At 66.8% G+C, this 18,107-nt stretch carries 15 protein-coding genes; 10 read left to right on the top strand and 5 right to left on the bottom strand.

Annotation, left to right across the window (positions count from 1 at the left end):
- Nucleotides 1-240: a hypothetical protein gene (locus tag LWW89_RS05840; protein ID WP_293262585.1), complete on the top strand. Its 240-nt coding sequence runs from the start codon at nt 1-3 to the stop codon at nt 238-240.
- On the opposite strand, the gene LWW89_RS05835 is transcribed toward LWW89_RS05840, so the two are convergent.
- The gene (locus LWW89_RS05835) at nt 237-1,229 is read right to left on the bottom strand and encodes a DMT family transporter (RefSeq protein WP_293262582.1); all 993 of its coding nucleotides are present in this window, start codon (nt 1,227-1,229) and stop codon (nt 237-239) included. The genes LWW89_RS05840 and LWW89_RS05835 overlap by 4 nt on opposite strands.
- A 180-nt stretch (nt 1,230-1,409) precedes the next feature.
- Here LWW89_RS05835 and prfB point away from each other — a divergent pair.
- The 3 genes from prfB (at nt 1,410) to mnmC (ending at nt 6,244) form a co-directional block, all read left to right on the top strand.
- A protein-coding gene (prfB, locus tag LWW89_RS05830) for a peptide chain release factor 2 (protein WP_293262579.1) occupies nt 1,410-2,514 on the top strand; the annotation gives its coding sequence in 2 pieces (ribosomal slippage) (nt 1,410-1,490 and nt 1,492-2,514; 1,104 coding nt in all).
- Nucleotides 2,515-2,667: 153 nt separating this feature from the next.
- The gene (lysS, locus tag LWW89_RS05825) at nt 2,668-4,182 is read left to right on the top strand and encodes a lysine--tRNA ligase (RefSeq protein WP_293262576.1); all 1,515 of its coding nucleotides are present in this window, start codon (nt 2,668-2,670) and stop codon (nt 4,180-4,182) included.
- Nucleotides 4,183-4,264: 82 nt separating this feature from the next.
- Nucleotides 4,265-6,244 carry a bifunctional tRNA (5-methylaminomethyl-2-thiouridine)(34)-methyltransferase MnmD/FAD-dependent 5-carboxymethylaminomethyl-2-thiouridine(34) oxidoreductase MnmC gene (gene mnmC / locus LWW89_RS05820; protein WP_293262573.1) on the top strand — a complete coding sequence of 660 codons (1,980 nt, stop codon included), beginning with the start codon at nt 4,265-4,267 and terminating at the stop codon, nt 6,242-6,244.
- Here mnmC and LWW89_RS05815 read toward each other — a convergent pair.
- Nucleotides 6,229-6,453 carry a hypothetical protein gene (locus LWW89_RS05815; RefSeq protein WP_293262570.1) on the bottom strand — a complete coding sequence of 75 codons (225 nt, stop codon included), beginning with the start codon at nt 6,451-6,453 and terminating at the stop codon, nt 6,229-6,231. The two genes, mnmC and LWW89_RS05815, sit on opposite strands and share 16 nt — an antisense overlap.
- 121 nt (nt 6,454-6,574) lie before the next feature.
- Between LWW89_RS05815 and LWW89_RS05810 the strand changes: the two genes are divergently transcribed.
- Both LWW89_RS05810 and LWW89_RS05805 read left to right on the top strand, forming a co-directional pair.
- Nucleotides 6,575-6,775, top strand: a complete 201-nt coding sequence (locus tag LWW89_RS05810; protein ID WP_293262567.1) for a hypothetical protein — start codon at nt 6,575-6,577, stop codon at nt 6,773-6,775.
- Between the two features lie 179 nt (nt 6,776-6,954).
- On the top strand, nt 6,955-7,896 hold the full coding sequence (locus LWW89_RS05805) for a sodium-dependent bicarbonate transport family permease (protein ID WP_293262564.1): 942 nt from the start codon (nt 6,955-6,957) through the stop codon (nt 7,894-7,896).
- On the opposite strand, the gene LWW89_RS05800 is transcribed toward LWW89_RS05805, so the two are convergent.
- Nucleotides 7,883-9,610, bottom strand: a complete 1,728-nt coding sequence (locus LWW89_RS05800; protein WP_293262561.1) for a diguanylate cyclase — start codon at nt 9,608-9,610, stop codon at nt 7,883-7,885. The genes LWW89_RS05805 and LWW89_RS05800 overlap by 14 nt on opposite strands.
- Before the next feature lie 276 nt (nt 9,611-9,886).
- On the opposite strand from LWW89_RS05800, the gene LWW89_RS05795 reads away from it, so the two are divergent.
- Nucleotides 9,887-10,159 carry a helix-turn-helix transcriptional regulator gene (locus LWW89_RS05795; RefSeq protein ID WP_334158843.1) on the top strand — a complete coding sequence of 91 codons (273 nt, stop codon included), beginning with the start codon at nt 9,887-9,889 and terminating at the stop codon, nt 10,157-10,159.
- 364 nt (nt 10,160-10,523) lie between these two features.
- Nucleotides 10,524-12,026 (top strand): DASS family sodium-coupled anion symporter, encoded by a 1,503-nt coding sequence (locus LWW89_RS05790; RefSeq protein ID WP_293262555.1) that lies wholly within the window; start codon nt 10,524-10,526, stop codon nt 12,024-12,026.
- A 134-nt stretch (nt 12,027-12,160) separates the two neighbouring features.
- Here LWW89_RS05790 and LWW89_RS05785 read toward each other — a convergent pair whose 3' ends face one another.
- Together LWW89_RS05785 and LWW89_RS05780 are read right to left on the bottom strand one after the other, a co-directional pair.
- Nucleotides 12,161-13,591, bottom strand: coding sequence for an autotransporter outer membrane beta-barrel domain-containing protein (locus LWW89_RS05785; RefSeq protein WP_293262552.1), 1,431 nt, complete (start codon nt 13,589-13,591; stop codon nt 12,161-12,163).
- 666 nt (nt 13,592-14,257) lie between these two features.
- Nucleotides 14,258-15,169, bottom strand: coding sequence for a LysR substrate-binding domain-containing protein (locus LWW89_RS05780; RefSeq protein WP_293262549.1), 912 nt, complete (start codon nt 15,167-15,169; stop codon nt 14,258-14,260).
- 143 nt (nt 15,170-15,312) lie between these two features.
- Here LWW89_RS05780 and LWW89_RS05775 point away from each other — a divergent pair, with 143 nt between their 5' ends.
- Complete coding sequence (locus LWW89_RS05775) at nt 15,313-16,527, top strand: MFS transporter (protein ID WP_293262546.1); 1,215 nt, start codon at nt 15,313-15,315, stop codon at nt 16,525-16,527.
- A gap of 274 nt (nt 16,528-16,801) precedes the next feature.
- On the top strand, nt 16,802-18,073 hold the full coding sequence (locus LWW89_RS05770) for an aminotransferase class I/II-fold pyridoxal phosphate-dependent enzyme (protein ID WP_293262543.1): 1,272 nt from the start codon (nt 16,802-16,804) through the stop codon (nt 18,071-18,073).
- The last annotated feature ends 34 nt before the right edge of the window (nt 18,074-18,107 follow it).

The raw sequence follows: 18,107 nt of genomic DNA, 5'->3' as shown, positions 1-18,107 counted from the left end.
GTGATTCATCCCGCCACCGTCCGGCATCGCTGCCCGGTATGCGGCACGGCCCACGACGTGCCGGAAATACTCCACCGCCTCAGCTACGGCCGCCAGCTCACCTGCGGCCCGGCCTGCAAGGCGGCGTTCCGCCGCTTGGTGCGCTCCCGCATCCTCGAAGAACTGGCCCGACGCGCCCAGCCGGGCGACCCGCCGCTCCCCCAGGAATGTCCAGGCATGAGGGGCGCTGATAAAAGCTAACCCCGGCGGCGCCCGGGTAGGGATACCACCGCCAGGGCACCCAGGATGCACAGTGCCGCCAGCCCTTCCTGCCAGCCCGGCCGCTCGCCGAGAAAGATCATGCCGCCGAACAGGCCGATCAGCGGCGTAACCAGGGACGAGAGGGATGACACCGACACGGGCACCATCAGCACGATGCGGTTCCACGCCCAGTAGCAGAACATGAAGCCGATGAAGAGGTTGTAGGCCAGGCCGAAAGCCGGCCAGAACGATGGGACGTGCCAGCGGCCCGCGTCCACGATCAGCGCGGCGACGGCGATCGGCACCCCGCCCAACAGCATCATCCAGCCGGTCAGGGACATGGTCGGCATGGCCAGCGGCAGGCGCTTGAGCAGCACGATGCCCAGGGCCCAGCAGAAGGCGGCGCCGAGCATGCAGGCCACGCCCGCCGGGGCCGCCGACAGGGCGCCCAGGCTCTCGCCGATCAACAGCGCCACCCCGGCGAAACCCAGTCCCAGGCCGGCCAACTTGCGCGCCGTGAGCCGTTCGCGCAGCAGCCAGACCGACAGGCAGATGCCCCACAGCGGCATGGTGTAGCCGAGTAGCGCCCCCCGCCCGGACGGCAGGGTGAGCAGCCCGTACACCACCAGCACGTTCCAACCGATGATGTTGGCGGCGGAGAGGGCCACCAGACGCCCCAGGCTGCCCGGCGGGATCGCCACCGACTGGCCGGTGCGGCGGGCCAGGAGCAGCATGCCCAGGCCGCCCAGGGTCAGACAGGAACCGCGAAAGGTCAGGGGCGGCACTTCGCTCAGGACCACTTTCATGATCGGCCAGTTGAGGCCCCAGCCCAGGGCGATGGCGGCCAGCAGGAGCAGGCCGCTGGCAGGCAGGCGGTCCCGTTCCGGGGCGTGCCCGGCGAAGGTGGAAGAAGAGCTGGTAGCAGCCTCGGCCGATGGCGAGGACGAAGGCGCGGCCGCGGCGGCGCGGCTGGAATCTGGAGCGGTCACGGAGCGGTACGGCCGGACGGCGGAGCCCGGCGGCGGAAAAAGTGCAGGGCAGCGGACTGTAGCACGAGCGAAGGCTCCCATCGGCTGCGGTATACTTACCGGTTTTTCCGCCGCCATCGGCGCCGGCCAAGCCTGGCCGCCCGCCCCGCGGCGCTCCGCACGCCCAACAGGAAAACCGCCATGGAAGCCGAACAGCTCAACAGCATCGCCAACCACCTTGCCGACCTGGCCCAGCGGGCCGCCGACCTACGGAGGTATCTTTGACTACGATGCCAAGCAAGCGCGTCTAGTCGAAGTCACCAAGCAGCTCGAAGACCCCGCCATCTGGAACGATGCCAAGGCCGCCCAGGAACTAGGCCGGGAGAAGAAGTCCCTGGAAGGCGTGGTGTTCAGCCTCGACCGGATTTCCCAGACCCTGGGCGACGCCCGGGAGATGTTCGAGATGGGCCGTGAGGAAGGCGACGAGGACATGCTCCAGTCCGTCGCCGGCGATGCCGAGGGCCTGGAGAAGTCCGTGCATGAGCTGGAGTTCCGGCGCATGTTCAATAACCCCCAGGACCCCAACCCTTGCTTCCTGGAAATCCAGGCCGGCGCCGGCGGCACCGAGGCCCAGGACTGGGCTTCCATGCTGCTGCGCATGTACCTGCGCTACTGCGAGCGGCGCGGCTACACCGCCGAGGTGCTGGAAGAGTCCGAGGGCGAAGTGGCAGGCATCAAGAGCGCCACCATCAAGATCAGCGGCGACTACGCCTACGGCATGCTGCGTACCGAGACCGGCATCCACCGCCTGGTGCGCAAGAGCCCCTTCGACTCCAACGCCCGGCGCCACACCAGCTTCACCTCGGTGTTCATCTACCCGGAAGTGGACGACTCGATCGAGATCGAGATCAACCCGGCCGACGTGCGCACCGACACCTACCGGGCTTCCGGCGCCGGCGGCCAGCACATCAACAAGACCGACTCGGCGGTGCGCCTGACCCACGTGCCCACCGGCATCGTGGTGCAGTGCCAGAACGACCGTTCCCAGCACCGTAACCGGGACGAAGCCTGGAAGATGCTGCGTGCCCGCCTGTTCGAGCATGAGCTGCGCAAGCGCCAGGCCGAGCAACAAAAGCTGGAGGACGCCAAGTCGGACATCGGCTGGGGCCACCAGATCCGCTCCTACGTGCTCGACCAGTCGCGCATCAAGGATCTGCGCACCAACGTGGAAGTGGGCAACACCCAGGGCGTCCTCGACGGCGACCTGGACCCCTTCATCGAGGCTAGCCTGAAGCAGGGCGTCTGACCCTGCCGCGCCGCCGGAGCCGTTTTCCGGCGGCGCGCGCCCCTCATCGCCCGCGTCAGCACAGGCGCGATGTGCGAAAATGACGCATTGCAACGCGCCACGCGCAAACCGCACGACCCCGGAGCTTCCCCAGGCTTCGCACGAAAGACCACCATGACCGACGCTGCCCAACCGCAAAACAACGAGCTGCCCCAGGACGAAAACCACATCATCGCCGAACGCCGCGCCAAGCTTGGCAAATGGCGCGAATCCGGCACCGCCTACCCGAACGACTTCAAGCGTGAGAACACCGCCGGCAAGCTGCTCGAGGTCTATGGCGAGAAAGACGGCGAAACCCTGGAAGCCACGCCCGTCGAAGTGAAAGTGGCGGGCCGGGTCATGCTCAAGCGGATCATGGGCAAGGCGTCCTTCATCTCCTTGCAGGATCTGTCCGGCCGCATCCAGGTCTACGTGGCCAAGGACGCCGTGGGCGAGGACACCTACACCGACTTCAAGCACTGGGACATCGGCGACATCGTCGGCGTCACCGGCACCCTGTTCCGCACCAAGACCAACGAGCTGACCGTCAAGGCCAGCGAGGTCAAGCTGCTCTCCAAGTGTCTGCGCCCCCTGCCCGAGAAGTTCCACGGCCTGACCGACATCGAGCAGCGCTACCGCCAGCGCTACCTGGACCTGATCACCAACGAGGATTCCCGCTTCACCTTCCTCGCCCGCAGCCGGATGATTCAATCCATCCGCAACTACATGGTCCACGCCGGCTTCCTCGAAGTCGAAACGCCGATGATGCACCCCATCCCCGGCGGCGCCTCGGCCAAGCCCTTCGTCACCCACCACAACGCGCTGGACATGGAAATGTTCCTGCGCATCGCTCCCGAGCTTTATCTCAAGCGCCTGGTGGTGGGCGGCTTCGAGAAGGTCTTCGAAGTTAACCGCAACTTCCGCAACGAAGGCGTCTCGCCCCGGCACAACCCCGAATTCACCATGATGGAGTTCTACGAGGCCTACGCGGACTACCGCACCCTCATGGACTTCACCGAAGGCCTGCTGCGCCACGCCGCCCGGGACGCCCTGGGCACCGAGGTGTTCGAATACCAGGGCCGGGTGCTCGACCTGTCCAAGCCCTTCCACCGCCTGACCATCGTCCAGGCCGTGATGAAGCACTGCCCCGAGTACACCGAGGCCCAGCTGACCGACGCCGCCTGGCTGCGCCACAAGCTGCGCGAAATGAAGGCGGACCCCCGCGGCGACATGGGCCTGGGTGCCCTGCAACTGATGTTCTTCGAAGAAACCGCCGAAGCCCAGCTGTGGGAGCCGACCTTCATCATCGACTACCCGGTGGAAGTGTCGCCCCTGGCGCGCAAGAGCGATTCCGACCCGGAGATCACCGAACGCTTCGAGCTGTTCATCGTCGGCCGCGAGATCGCCAACGGCTTCTCCGAGCTGAACGATCCGGAAGACCAGGCCGAGCGCTTCCTCGCCCAGGCCAAGGCCAAGGACGCCGGCGACGAGGAAGCCATGTTCTACGACGCCGACTACATCCGCGCCCTGGAATACGGCCTGCCCCCCACCGGCGGCTGCGGCATCGGCATCGACCGCTTGGTGATGCTGCTCACCGACAGCCCGGCAATCCGCGACGTAATCCTCTTCCCGCACATGCGCAAGGACTGAGCCCGCTCAAGCCTTGCCACCGTGCTGCAACGGCCCGCCTGACCGCGGGCCGTTGTCCATTCGGCCCTCTCCGCTCCTGCCCATGTCCGCCGCCCACCCCTTCACCCCGATCCAGCCGGCCCGCCTCGACTTCGCCCCGGACGGCACGCCCCGCTCCACGGATTACGGCGACGTCTACCACACTGCCGCCGGCGGGCTGGAGCAGGCCCGCCAGGTGTTCATGGCCGGCTGCGGCCTGCCGGAGCGCTGGCAAGGGCGGGAGCGCTTCACCATCCTGGAGACCGGCTTCGGCCTGGGGCTCAACTTCCTCGCCACCTGGGCCGCCTGGCGCGCCGACCTGGCCCGTTCCCGGGAGCTGCACTTCGTCTCCACCGAGAAGCACCCCTTCTCCGCCGCCGACCTGGCGGTGCTGCACCGGGCCTGGCCGGAACTGGAGCCCCTAGCCGACGAGCTGCGCCGCGCATGGCCCGACCTGCTGCCGGGCACCCACCGCCTGCACCTGGGCTCCGGCGCCGACGGCGACCGGGTCACCCTGACCCTGCTGTTCGGCGACGCCCTCGCGACCCTGCCCCAACTCCAGGCCCGGGTGGATGCCATCTACCTGGACGGCTTTTCCCCGGCCAAGAACCCGGAGTTGTGGTCGCCCCAGGTGTTTTACCCCCTGGCCCGGCTGGCCGCCCCCGGGGCGCGCATCGCCACCTGGTCGGTGGCCGGCGCCGTGCGCGAGGGCCTGGCCCGGGCCGGTTTCTGCGTCGACAAGGTGCCGGGCTTCGGCACCAAGCGCGAACGGCTGGTGGGCGAGCGGACGGCCCGGGACAATGATCCGGCCCCGGCAGAAACCAGCGGCGCAGGCCCTGACGACCGCCGCGCCCTCGTCATCGGCGCCGGCTTCGCCGGCACCTCGGTAGCCGAGCGGCTGGCCGCCCGAGGCTGGCAGGTGGAAGTGATCGACGCCGTCGGCCCGGGGGCCGGTGCCTCGGGCAACCGCATCGGCGTACTGCGCCCCCTGCCGGCGGTGGACGACAACCGGCTGGCCCGCCTCACCCGGGCCGCCTTCCTCTATACCCGGCACCACCTACAGGCCCTCAGCGCCCAAGGATTGCCCGTCCAGTGGGGCGCCAGCGGCGTGCTGCACCTGGGCCGGGACCCGGTGCACGAGGCCACCCAGCGCAAGGTGGTGGAGCTGCACCAGCCCCCCGCCGACTACCTGCGCTATGTCGGCCAGGACGAAGCCGCGGCCATTGCCGGCTGGCCCACCGCTGCCGGCGGCTGGTTCTTTCCCGGTGGCGGCTGGGGCGTGCCCCCATCGCTGTGCCGCGCCAACCTGGCCCGCTTTCCCGAGCGCATCCGCACCCGCTTCGGACAGGCCGTGGCGTCCATCGCCCACCGCGACGGCGAATGGGAGGCCCATGCCGAAGACGGCACCCTGCTCGGCCGGGCGCCCCATCTGGTGCTGGCCAACGCCGCCGCGGCCAAGGCGCTCTACCCGGCGCCCTGGCTGCCCCTGCGCCCGGCCCGGGGCCAGACCACGGTGATCCCGGCGGCCGCCCTGCCCGCTCCCAAGGTGGTGGTGTGCCGCCTCGGCTACGTCACCCCGGTGGTGGACGGCTACCGGGTGTGCGGCGCCAGCTTCATCGCCGGGGACACGGACCCGGCCCTGCGCCCCGCCGAGCACCGGGAAAACCTGCAAAAGCTCGATTTCATCCTGCCCGGCCTGACCGCCCAGGCCGAACCGCCCCTGGACCCGGACACCCTGGAAGGCCGGGTCGGCTTTCGCCCGGTGTCGCCGGACCGGCTGCCCATGGTCGGCGCCCTGCCGGCGGCGGAAGCCGCACCGGGCCAGTCCCTCGCCGCCATCCCGCGCCTGCCCGGGCTGTGGCTGCTCAACGGTTTCGGCGCCCGGGGCCTGGTCTGGTCGGCCCACGCCGGCGAGCTGCTGGCCTCGCGCATGGCCGGCGACCCCCTGCCATTGGAGGCCGACCTGGCCGACGCCCTGGACCCGGCCCGCTTCCTCCTACCCGGCCGGCGCTGGCGCAATGAGCGGGATCAGGGCGGGGAGTGAAAAATGGATGAGGCTGAGCGAATGCGCCCGTGCATCCGCCCCGAAGAGCCCCCGGCGACACCCAAGCCATCGAGAATGTCACCGTCGCCGCCTTCGCGGCTACGCCGCATGGCAGCCATACGGAACAGTTCATCGTCCGAGCCCTGTGCGCATCGGGTGCGTTGACCTTTTCCTTTGTTGCAGAAATCGACGGCAAGCTTGTCGGGCATGTAGCCGTCTCCCCCGTCGCCATCGCCGATGGTAGCCCCAAGCTGGTTCGGGCTTGGCCCCCTCTCCGTAGCACCCGCCGTTCAAGGCCAAGGCATCGGCAGCCCCCTCATGGACGCCGCCATGCGGTGCCTGTGCCAGTGCTCGGCCGCCGGCTGCGTGCTGCTCGGCGACCCGGCCTATTACCAACGCTTCGGTTTTCTCCCCATGGCTGGCCTGGTGCTTCCCGACGTTCCCACGGAGTATTTCCTAGCCCTTGCCTTCGGCGACAGCCGCCCGCAAGGCAATGTCGCCTACCACCGAGCCTTCGACGCCACGGCCTGAGCGGCCCCTTTGCGCAGCCGTTCGCCCCCGCCCACCGCAACCGTCCGCACGCACTTGCCTGCCCGGCGGCCAGATCCCGCCAGCCATAATGCGTCGGTCAAATACATAGATTTTTATCTATATAAAACACAATTTAATTCGCAAGCGACCAAAAAGCGGGGCCCCTAGAATCGCCCCCCATGGATGCCATACCTCTCTTCTTCCTTCTGGGCGTGATCGCCCGCTTCTCCGCCTCGGACCTGAAAATTCCGGCGGCGGTCCATGAAACCCTCTCGGTCTTCCTGCTGCTGACCATCGGCCTCAAGGGCGGGGTGGAACTCGCCCGGCAGGACGTGCTGACCATCTTGCCCCAGGCCCTGGCGGCCCTGAGCCTGGGCCTTTTGCTGCCCCTGCTGGCCTACCCGCTGCTGCGCCGGCGCTTCGGCCGGCCCGACGCGGCGGCGATCGCCGGGCACTACGGGTCGGTGTCGGTGGTGACCTACGCCGTGGCCAGCAGCTTCCTGGCGGCCCGGGACGTGGAATTCGAGGCCTACCTGCCCCTGTTCGTGGTGCTGCTGGAGGCCCCGGGGGTGATTACCGGGGTGCTGCTGGCCAACGCCCGGGGCGGCCGCTCCCTGTTCGACGCCCACCTGCTGCGGGAAGTGTTCGCCGGCAAAAGCGTACTGCTGCTCATCGGCGGCCTGGCCATCGGCTGGATCGCCGGCCCGGCGGGCACCGAGCCCCTTGCCCCGTTCTTCTTCAACCTGTTCAAGGGCGCCCTGTGCCTGTTCCTGCTGGAAATGGGGCTGGTGGCCGCCAGCCGGGTGGCGGAAGTACGCAAGTCCGGCGCCTTCCTGCTCGCCTTCGGCATGCTCTTTCCCCTGCTCGCCGCTGGCGTGGGCCTGGCCCTGGGCGCCGTGGCCGGCCTTTCCCTGGGGGGCTGCGTCATGCTGATGACCCTGGCGGCCAGCGCCTCCTACATTGCCGCCCCCGCCGCCATGCGCATCGCCGTGCCCGAAGCCAACCCGGCCCTGTCCATCGGCCTGGCCCTGGGCATCACCTTCCCCTTCAACGTGGTGGTGGGCGTGCCCCTCTACCTGGCCGCCGCCACCCAGGTCTTCACCCTGCTCAACCGGGGCTGACCCGAACGCCGGCCGCCGGCAGGGAGGCCGGGTCGGCGGTAAAGGGCGCGAAAGGACTCCGGTCCGGGGCGGCGAAGCACCAGCGGCCCCGGCCGCCGTTCTTGGCGGAATAGAGGGCCACGTCGGCCCGGTCGAGCAACTCGTCCCAGCGCTCCGCGTCCCGGGGAAAGAGGCTGATGCCGACGCTGGCGCCGATGCGGACCTGGCGCCCGCTGGAGAGCAGGAACGGGGAACTGAGTTGTTCGACCAGGGCGCCGGCCACCTCCGCCGCGCCCTCCTCGCTGCCCACCCGCTCCAGCACCACGACGAATTCGTCGCCCCCCAGACGGCCCAGGGTGTCCACGTCGCGCAGACGTAACTGCATGCGTTCGGCGGCCAGCTTGAGCAATTCGTCGCCGGCGGCGTGGCCCAAGCTGTCGTTGACCTCCTTGAAGCGGTCCAGGTCGATGAACAGGACCGCGCACAGGGTCTTGTCGCGGCGGGCCCGCTCGATGGAGTGTTCGAGCCGGGAATGGAGCAGCAGCCGGTTGGGCAGGCCGGTCAGGGCGTCGTGGTGGGCCAGATGTTCGAGCAGGGTCTTGGCGTGGTTCATGCGGCTCAGGTCCACCCCGACGCCGATGTAGTGGGTCAGCTTGCCCTGGGCGTCGTGGACCGTACTGATGCTCAACCATTCCTGGTAGATGTCGCCGCCGCGCCGGCGGCTCCAGATCTCGCCCTGCCAGTTGCCGGTGGCGTCCAGGCTGGCCCACAGCTGCTGGTAGAACGATTCGTCGTGCCAGCCGGAACGCAGTAGGCGCACGGACTGGCCGATCACCTCATCGGCCGGGTATTCGGTCACCATGCTGAAGGCCGGGTTGACCGCCACGACGCGGGTTTCCGGGTCGGTGATGACGATGCTTTCCTGGGTGTTGCGGAACACCGCGTCGGCAAGTTGCAAGCGGTCGTTGGCCCGTTGCAGTTCCGCCGTGCGCTCGGCGACCCGCCGGTCGAGCAAGGCATTGGCCTCGCGCAGCGCCGCGTGGGCCCGGCGACTGCCGGAAAAATCGCGCCGGATCAGGTAATTGGCCATCGCAGCGATGCCGATGGCGAGCAGGCTGCCCAGAGCCACCGCCACCAGGGCCATGCGGGCGCTACGCTCGGATTGGACCAAGCGCTGCTGGAGCAGCCCCTTCTCCCGCGCCCGCATCTCGCCGGCCAGGGCGCGGATATCGTCCTGCAAGCGCTTGCCCTCCCCCCCGGCCACCACGGTCCGGGCCGCCTCCACGCCATCGCGGCGGCGGGTCTCGATGAGCAGGCGGATAACGCCCAGGCGCCGCTCCACCAGGTTGGACAAGCGGTCGAAGCGCTGCAATTGCACGGCGTCGTCGTCGATCAAGCGGCCCAGGCGCAAAAGGGCGGGGCCGATCGCCAGCGCCGTCTCGCCGTGGAGCTTGAGATAGGCCGCGTCGCCGCTCAGGGCGTAGCCCCGGCTCGCCGCCTCGGCCTCGGTGACCGTCACCAGTACCTCGTCCAGGGCCTCGCTCGCTTCCTGGGCCCGGGCCACCCACAGCCCGTCCTCCCGCAGCTGGGTGATACCCAGCACCGAGCCCAGGGCGACGGCCACGGCCAGGCCGATCACCAGGACGATGCCCTGGAAGATCCTGCGTTCGTTGGCAAGGCCCGGGTCGTCTCCCGCCATGGCGGAGACGTCGGCCGGTTTGTCGGTGGCGCTCATGAAATGAATCCCTGGGGAAACTGCCCACCTGGGCTGCGTACCCCAGCCACGGCGGCCGCCTCCGGCGCCGGAGCGTGACGCTGGCCGGCGGAGGCCGTTTTGCGGCGCGGGGCATGGCCGCGCCGCCGGGGCGAACCCCTTGTTCTTGGCCCGACTTTCAACTGTCAGGCTTTGTGTCTATCTACAACGATAGAAGGACTGAATTTATCTTAAAGGCATCATATTGTCACTCATAGTGATAATTTATCTGCTTATAGCTGGTAGATAGTTACTTGAATGAAATGGATGCTTCGCCCTATGGGAAATGCATCCAAATCGCAAACCGCACGCAAGGTTTTCGCCCAAAACCTGCGGCGCGTTCGCCGTCTCAAGGATTTGTCGCAGGAGGCCTTGGCCCTCCAGGCGGGCTTGAGCCGTACCTACGTGTCCGAGGTGGAACGCGCCGAACGCAACATCTCCATCGACAACATGGGCCTGCTGGCCGATGCCTTGCAGGTGCCCCTGCACGACCTGCTCAACCCGGAGATGTTCAAGGGGCTGGAAAACTAGTCCAGTGGCCCATCGCGCGTATCGATGGCTGCCGGTGCCGTCCGGGGATGGAGTTCTTTTCCCCGAAACGCTATTACGCAATGTGGTAGCCAGTGACTGTTGTTGACGTACAACAGGCATCCACGCCACATTCAAGGCAACAAATAATTACGCACCGTATACTTTCCTGATCCCGCACCAACGCAGGGCCCACAGGAAAGGCAGCGCCGGAAACGGTGTCAAGGATTCCGCAACCCGGCGGAGTCCGAATTCCGCCACAATCACTTTGGCATGCACCCGCCGCCGGATCGAACGTACCGGCCCGGCGCCGCGCTCCCGTTCCGGCCCGCGCTTGCGGGAATCCCCACGCGACAAGGAGAACAACATGACCGCCACCGTTTCCCCGACACCAGGCGCCGCCAAGGCCCCGGCCATTCCCTGGGGCGTGCTCGTAGGCGCCGTCGCAGCCGCCGCCATTCTGTTCATGCCCGAGCCGGCCGGCCTGTCGGTCGCCGGCCAGCGCATGCTCGCCGTCCTGGCCTTCGCGGTGATCGTCTGGCTCACCGAAGCCCTGGACTACGCCGTGTCCTCGGTACTGATCGTGGCCCTGATGGCCTTCATGCTCGGCACCGCACCCAGCCCCAAGAACCCGGACGTGGTGTTGGGCACCAACGGCGGCCTGCAGATGGCCCTGGCCGGGTTTTCCAACACCGCCCTGGCCCTGGTGGGCGCCGCCCTGTTCATCTCGGTGGCCATGACCGCCAGCGGCCTCGACAAGCGCATCGCCCTGCGCACCCTGTCCACCATCGGCACCGGTGCCCGGCGCATCCTGCTCGGGGCCATCGTCGTCACCATCCTGCTCTCGTTCATCGTGCCCTCGGCCACGGCGCGTACCGCCTGCGTGGTGCCGATCATGGCCGGCATCATCACCGCCTTCGGCGTGGACAAGCGCTCGGTGTTCGCCGCCTCGATCATGATGATGATCGCCCAGGCCACCAGCGTGTGGAACGTGGGCATCCTCACCTCCGCCGCCCAGAACGTGCTGACCATCGGCTTCATGCGCAAATCCCTGGGCGATGCGCCGAGCTGGATGGACTGGCTGCTGGCCGGCGCGCCGTGGAGCGTGCTGATGTCGGTGGCCCTCTACGTGATCGCCCGCCGCCTGTTCCCGCCCGAGACCGAACGCATCCAGGGCGGCCGCGAGGCGATGAAGAAGGCCCTCTCCGAACTGGGCCCCATGAGCGGTAAGGAATGGCGGGTGCTGCTGATCGCCCTCGGCCTGCTGTGCTTCTGGACCACCGAGAAGGAACTGCACGACTTCGACACCACCTCCACCACCATCGTCGGCCTGTCCCTGATGCTCCTGCCCGGCATCGGCGTGATGACCTGGAAGGAAGTGCAGACCAAGGTGCCCTGGGGCACCCTGGTGGTGTTCGGCGTGGGCATCAGCCTGGGTACCGCCCTGCTCGACACCAAGGCGGCCATCTGGCTGGCCGACATCGCCGTGCGCAACCTGCACCTGGAAACCCTCAGCCCCTTCGGCGTGTTCGCCGCCCTGTCGGCCTTCCTGATCCTCATCCACCTGGGCTTCGCCAGCGCCACGGCCCTGACCTCGGCCATGATTCCCATCCTGATCGCCGTGTTGCAACGCCTGGGCGGCGACATCAACGTGGGCGGCATGACCATGCTGCTCGGCTTCGTCGTCAGCTTCGGCTTCATCCTGCCGGTGAACGCACCGCAAAACATGGTCTGCCTGGGCACCGAAACCTTCACCAGCAAGCAGTTCACCAAGTTCGGCCTATGGATCACCGCCATCGGCTACGCCATGCTGCTGCTCTTCGCCCTGACCTGGTGGAACTTCCTCGGGCTGCTGACGGTAGCCAAGTAGTGCGCCGCATTTGGAAAACGCAGCCGCGACGTTCCATCACGTACTAAAGCACGCAATTCGACGATTCGAAGCAGAAAAAAAAAGCCCGGCAGAAAACTGCCGGGCTTTTGCACATCAGGCAAACGACAACTCCGTCAGAACGCCCAACGGGTGCTCGCCTGGGCCACGTGGGCGCGATAGGAATCACCGCTGGTGAAGTCATAGCCGACGGTGGCCGTGAAATTACCCTTGGTGAAGAGATTCGCACCGGCGCCCACCGAGTAGGTATTGCGATCGAGCTTTTGCCCGGGGGTGACGAACGATGCGCCACCGCCGACAAAGCTGGCCACGGAATCCACGCCGTTGTTCTTGAAGTCGTAGTTCCAGAAGGCCCGCACGAACGGCTGGACTTTGACGTCGGCCACCAGGGTGTCGTAATTCAACTGGGCCCCCAGGCTGCTACGCAGCCGTTCGGCCGAAGAGGAACCGACGTTCAGCGCCAGATCGCTGCCGGTTTCGGTGTAAGACTTCTGGTGCACACGGGACCACTCGATCCGGGCCTGGGGAACGATAGAAAGATCGCGTCCCAGGGCGACCGGCAGGCCGACGCCCAGGCGGGCACCCCATTGATCGCCGTTGAAGTTCCCCCGGGCAATGCCACTGACGACCGTATCGCGGCTGCTGCTGTTCTTTTGCTGAGCGTAGGCAATGACCGCATCGACGTAGGCGCTGCCGATGGTCTTCGTGCCGTACAGCGACAGCTGGGTGCTCTTGGCGCCGCTGCTGTTGCCATCCAGTTGATTGCGGTAGGAAATCGAGGTGTCGGAATAACTCAGCGCCACACCGCCGATCAGGCCGGGGGCGAACTGACGATCCAGGCCCGCCGCGACGCCCCACCCGCTACCCTTATAGCCGGCGAAACCATCCTTTTGCCCCTGGGTGCTTTCCAGGCCATACGTCTTCAGCCAGAACCCCTGCTTGGCAACGCCATCGCCGGAGGAAAGGCCCATGCTCACGCTGCCATCGGCGGCCAGGGAGCGGGCATTGAATTCGCCCCCCGCCAGGCGCAGGCCATCCAGGCGCTGGCCGATCTGGCCGAAGGCCGAGAAGAGGCTATTTTGGGCTGCGATCTGGGCGCCGCGGGAAGTCGAAGGCGTAAGTTTCTCGAGCGCCCCCGTCTGCTGGGCAGGCGAAAGCGCGGAAAGCGCGGCAATCGCCGGCGCCATATTGCCGGCACCACCATTCAGGGAATCCAGGACAGACGCCACACCGCCGGTTCTGGTCGTTGAATTGGGAACAAACTGCCCGGTCACTGCTGAAATGGTATAAAAATTCAAATATCCAGGACCATCGACGGCAAAGCCAAGCGGCAATTGCAAGCTGGCGTCACCCGCATTATAGGTGGAAACGATCAAATAATACTTGACCCCAGCCGTCATTGAATAACCAACGATCTTGGGGCAATAGCTCGGCCCACCGCAACTCCCCACCGATGCGGAGCCAATTGTTCCACCGCTGCCATCATCATTAAAAGCATTCGGTGCAGTTGGCGCATTCTTGTTGAAAGTGCCGTTATAAATCAGCATCACGGTATCGGTAGGCGCACTGGTTTGTCCAAGGGTGTAAACCCCAGTAACTGTCGGCACTATGGATACACCGCTAAAATAAAAATTATTGGTGCCCGAGCTAAGAGCAGCAGATGTACCATCACTAAGATAAAGATGTATTCAGCCCCATCTGCTGTATGCTCGACAATCCTGAAGTTACCATATAAGTACTGGTAACTTGGGCTTGAACCGGCGCACTGAAACATTGTGCCATGGCAACGGCCAACACCCCGTATTTGAAACGAACCACATTGTTCATTAAGAGTCCCCACCCGTAAAATTTTGATTCAGCAGACCCATACACAGGCTTTCAGCCAAGCATGCACCGCTACTCCCCTGGCTTCTAGTCAGATTTTCTGTCCCAGCCAAGAACATCGAAGCGCACAACAACGCAACGGCCTTGCGTTACTTATCCCTCTTGGCAACCATATTCTCAAGCGGAAGAAGGCCTTCTAGCACTCGGGATTCTAGCCAAACACCCGCCCAGAAAGCTGGCAAAAACTGTCATCACGCCATCGGCTTGAGCAACTATTTCACATGACAATGAATTCTCCACTCCCCCAAGACAGCCAAGCAATCCGGCCGGCTAAAGGGTAGTTCCCCCGTCGATTCTGCACCCGTACCACAGCGCACAACTGGGTCAGGTCACCCGTCCACCGGATCGGCGACCGGAGCGATGGCATCTAATCTGGCGAGGACCAGGGCCTGAAAGGCGGCGGCTGCCGGGGTCGGGTGGCGGCCCCAGGCGAAATAGACCCGGCGGCGGGGAGCGTCCCGGACCCGCACCACGGCAAGCCCCTGATCGCGGAACTCGACCGCCGAAGCAGCAGGCACCAGGCCCAGGGCCAGGCCCCGGCGGGCGATGGCCTTGATCAGGTCCACATGACTGACCTCGTATTGCACCCGGCGCTGCACCCCGGCTGCGGCGAAGGCCTCGTCGGTCTGGCGGCGCGGGCCAGTGCCGCCGTGGAAATCCACCAGAGGATAGGCGGCCAACTGGGCCAGAGTGAGCGCCTCGGCGGCGGCCAGGGGATGCCCCAGGGGCAGCACCGCCATCAGCCTCTCGTCGCAGAGCAGACGGGCTTCCACCCCCGCCACGTCTTCCCCGGGCCACAGGCCGAGAAAGGCCACGTCGGTGCTCTGCTCGCGCAGCTCGTCGAGCATCCGGTCGCTCATGCCCATGCGGATCTGTACGTCCACCTGGGGGTGCAGGCCCTGGTACTCGGCCAGCAGTTCCACCAGATCCACCCCGGTCAGGGTGGAGATGGTGCCGATGCTCAGGGTGCCGCGGATCACGCCGCTACTGGCGGCGACTTCGTCTTCGAGGCGGCGGGTGGCGTCCAGCACCTGACGGGCATGGATGAGAAAAGTGCGCCCGGCAGGGGTGAGGCGCACACGCCGCGAGGTGCGCTCGAACAGTTGGACCCCCAGTTCGGACTCCAGCCGGGCCACCTGGTGGCTGAGGGCCGATTGCACGGTATGGCAGCGTTCGGCGGCCCGGGTGAAGTTCTCTTCCTCGGCCACGGCGACGGCGTAAGTGAGTTGGCGCAGGTTCATGGATTGATCTTATTTCATCATCAATCCGATGAAAACAATGCATTGGCGTGATTGAACGCCCTGGCCGATACTGCGCGAACAATCACAATACAACGCACGGCCGGGCGTCCCGCCCAGGCTTCGCGCCCCAACCCCAACCGACCATGACGACCGCCTCCACCGCTGCCCGGCCGGGCACCGCGCCCCTTACCCCCATTGCCCCTCTTTCCCCCCTGCTGGTCCTGATCATGGCCATGGCCACCGGCCTGGCCGTGGCAAGCAACTACTACCCCCAGCCCCTGCTGCCGACCATGGCCGACGAGTTGGGCCTGAGCGCTACCCAGGCCGGTTTCATCGTCACCACCGCCCAGCTCGGCTACGCCCTGGGCCTGCTCCTGATCGTGCCCCTGGGGGATCTGTTCGAGCGCCGTGGGCTGATCGTCACCATGACCCTGCTGTGCGCCGCAGGCCTGCTCACCACCGCCTTCGCCCCCCATTTTGGCGTGGTGCTGCTGGGCACGGCCCTGACCGGCCTGCTCTCGGTGGTGGCCCAACTGCTGGTGCCCTTTGCCGCCACCCTGGCCACTCCGGACAAGCGCGGCAAGACCGTGGGCACGGTGATGAGCGGCCTCTTGCTCGGCATCCTGCTCGCCCGCACCGTGGCCGGCTCCCTGGCCGCCCTGGGCAGTTGGCGCACTGTGTACTGGGTCGGCGCCATGGCCATGGTGGCCATGGCTGCCATCCTCTACCGCGCCCTGCCCCGCCACCACGAAACCGCCGGCCTGCCCTACCCCCGGTTGCTGCTTTCCATCGCCACCCTGTTCAAGGAAGAGCGGGTGCTGCGGGTGCGGGCCGTGCTCGGGGCCCTGACCTTCGCCAACTTCAGCGTGCTGTGGACCTCCATGGCCTTCCTGCTCGCTGCCCCGCCCTTCCGCTTTTCCGAAGGCACCATCGGCCTGTTCGGCCTGGCCGGGGCCATCGGCGCCCTGGCCGCCTCCGCCGTCGGCCGGCTGGCCGACCACGGCAAGGGCGAGGCCACCACCGGCATCGGCCTGGCCCTGCTGCTGCTTTCCTGGCTGCCCCTGGCTTTCGCCGGCCAGTCCCTGACGGCCTTCATCGTCGGCATCCTGGCCCTGGACCTGGCAGTGCAGGGCGTCCACGTGAGCAACCAGGGCGCCATCTACAAGATCCGCCCCGAGGCCCGCAACCGCATCACCGCCGGCTACATGACCAGCAACTTCATCGGCGCCGCCGCCGGCTCCCTCGCCTCCGCCACCGCCTACAGCCATGCCGGCTGGACCGGCGTGGTGGCCACCGGGCTGGCGGTGAGCGTGCTCGGCTTCGCCGCCTGGGCATGGGCGCGCCGCCGGGTGGCCTGACCGCCCCGGCAAGCCCCCCGCTGGCCCACATTAGATTCCGCCGCGCCGAGCCTCGCACCCGGCGCGGCGGCAGCGGGGCTTTGTTGCACCTTCCCCATACGTTGGTGGCACGCCTTCTTTGCGCGTCTTCTTTGCGTATTCCCATTCCGTATAAGCGGGAAATTCCGCGGTGCTAAACTCGCCCCACTCTCCGGACCCAACCGGTCCGGCAGCGAGCGATAACAACCCGACCGAGGGGCGCCTCAAGCGCTCCGTCCCAGCCAAAGGAAGCTGCATGAAGCTCGAAACCCTGGCCGTCCACGCCGGCTATTCGCCCGACCCGACCACCAAGGCGGCGGCGGTGCCCATCTACCAGACCACCTCCTACGCCTTCGACAGCACCCAGCACGGGGCCGACCTGTTCGACCTGAAGGTGGCGGGCAACATCTACACCCGCATCATGAACCCCACCCAGGACGTGCTGGAAAAGCGCGTCGCGGCCCTGGAAGGCGGCATCGCCGGCCTGGCCCTGGCTTCCGGCCAGGCCGCCATCACCTACGCCATCCAGACCATCGCCGAAGCCGGCGACAACATCGTCTCGGCGGCCACCCTGTACGGCGGCACCTACAACCTGTTCGCCCACACCCTGCCCCAACTGGGTATCCAGGTGCGCTTCGCCGACTACCGCGATCCCTCTTCCTTCGAAAAGCTGATCGACGGCAAGACCAAGGCCCTCTACGCCGAAACCATCGGCAACCCCCTGGGCAACATCACCGACATCGAGAAGCTGGCCGAGATCGCCCACCGCCACGGCATTCCGCTGATCGTGGACAACACGGTGCCCTCGCCCTTCCTGCTGCGCCCCATCGAATTCGGCGCCGACATCGTGGTGCACTCCCTGACCAAGTACCTGGGCGGCCACGGCAACTCCATCGGCGGCATCATCGTCGATAGCGGCAAGTTCCCTTGGGCCGAGCACAAGGAACGCTTCAAGCGCCTCAACGAGCCCGACGTCTCCTACCACGGCGTGGTCTACACCGAAGCCCTGGGCCCCGCCGCCTTCATCGGCCGCGCCCGGGTGGTGCCCCTGCGCAACATGGGCGCGGCCATCAGCCCGTTCAACGCCTTCCTCATCCTCCAGGGCATCGAAACCGCCGCCCTGCGCATGGAGCGCATCACCGACAACACCATCGCCGTGGCCAAATACCTGCAAAGTCACAAGAAAGTGAAGTGGGTGAACTACGCCGGCCTGGAAAACCATCCGGACCACGCCCTGGCCAAGAAGTACATGGGCGGCAAGCCCTCCGGCATCCTCACCTTCGGCGTCGAGGGCGGCATCGTCGGCGGCACCAAGTTCCAGGATGCGCTGCAACTGTTCACCCGCCTGGTGAACATCGGCGACGCCAAGTCCCTGGCCTGCCACCCGGCCTCCACCACCCACCGCCAGCTCAACCCCGAAGAGCTGGCCAAGGCCGGCGTCACCGTCGACACCGTGCGCCTGTCCATCGGCATCGAGCACATTGACGACCTGATCGCCGACCTGGAGCAGGCCCTGGCCGCCGTCTAAGCGCGCCACGCCATGCCCCCGGGGCGCCCGGAAG

Source organism: Oryzomicrobium sp. (assembly GCF_021287045.1).
In the GTDB taxonomy this organism is placed as follows: Bacteria; Pseudomonadota; Gammaproteobacteria; order Burkholderiales; family Rhodocyclaceae; genus Oryzomicrobium.
Note: the sequence above shows the minus strand (reverse complement) of the source record. Positions and strands in the feature narration are given on the sequence as shown.

Coding starts and splice junctions, on each gene's coding strand:
- lysS (WP_293262576.1), top strand. CDS start 2,668: ATGACCGACGCTGCCCAACCGCAAAACAACGAGCTGCCCCAGGACGAA.
- mnmC (WP_293262573.1), top strand. CDS start 4,265: ATGTCCGCCGCCCACCCCTTCACCCCGATCCAGCCGGCCCGCCTCGAC.
- LWW89_RS05815 (WP_293262570.1), bottom strand. CDS start 6,453: ATGCCCGACAAGCTTGCCGTCGATTTCTGCAACAAAGGAAAAGGTCAA.
- LWW89_RS05810 (WP_293262567.1), top strand. CDS start 6,575: ATGCGGTGCCTGTGCCAGTGCTCGGCCGCCGGCTGCGTGCTGCTCGGC.
- LWW89_RS05805 (WP_293262564.1), top strand. CDS start 6,955: ATGGATGCCATACCTCTCTTCTTCCTTCTGGGCGTGATCGCCCGCTTC.
- LWW89_RS05800 (WP_293262561.1), bottom strand. CDS start 9,610: ATGAGCGCCACCGACAAACCGGCCGACGTCTCCGCCATGGCGGGAGAC.
- LWW89_RS05795 (WP_334158843.1), top strand. CDS start 9,887: ATGAAATGGATGCTTCGCCCTATGGGAAATGCATCCAAATCGCAAACC.
- LWW89_RS05790 (WP_293262555.1), top strand. CDS start 10,524: ATGACCGCCACCGTTTCCCCGACACCAGGCGCCGCCAAGGCCCCGGCC.
- LWW89_RS05785 (WP_293262552.1), bottom strand. CDS start 13,591: ATGCTGATTTATAACGGCACTTTCAACAAGAATGCGCCAACTGCACCG.
- LWW89_RS05780 (WP_293262549.1), bottom strand. CDS start 15,169: ATGAACCTGCGCCAACTCACTTACGCCGTCGCCGTGGCCGAGGAAGAG.
- LWW89_RS05775 (WP_293262546.1), top strand. CDS start 15,313: ATGACGACCGCCTCCACCGCTGCCCGGCCGGGCACCGCGCCCCTTACC.
- LWW89_RS05770 (WP_293262543.1), top strand. CDS start 16,802: ATGAAGCTCGAAACCCTGGCCGTCCACGCCGGCTATTCGCCCGACCCG.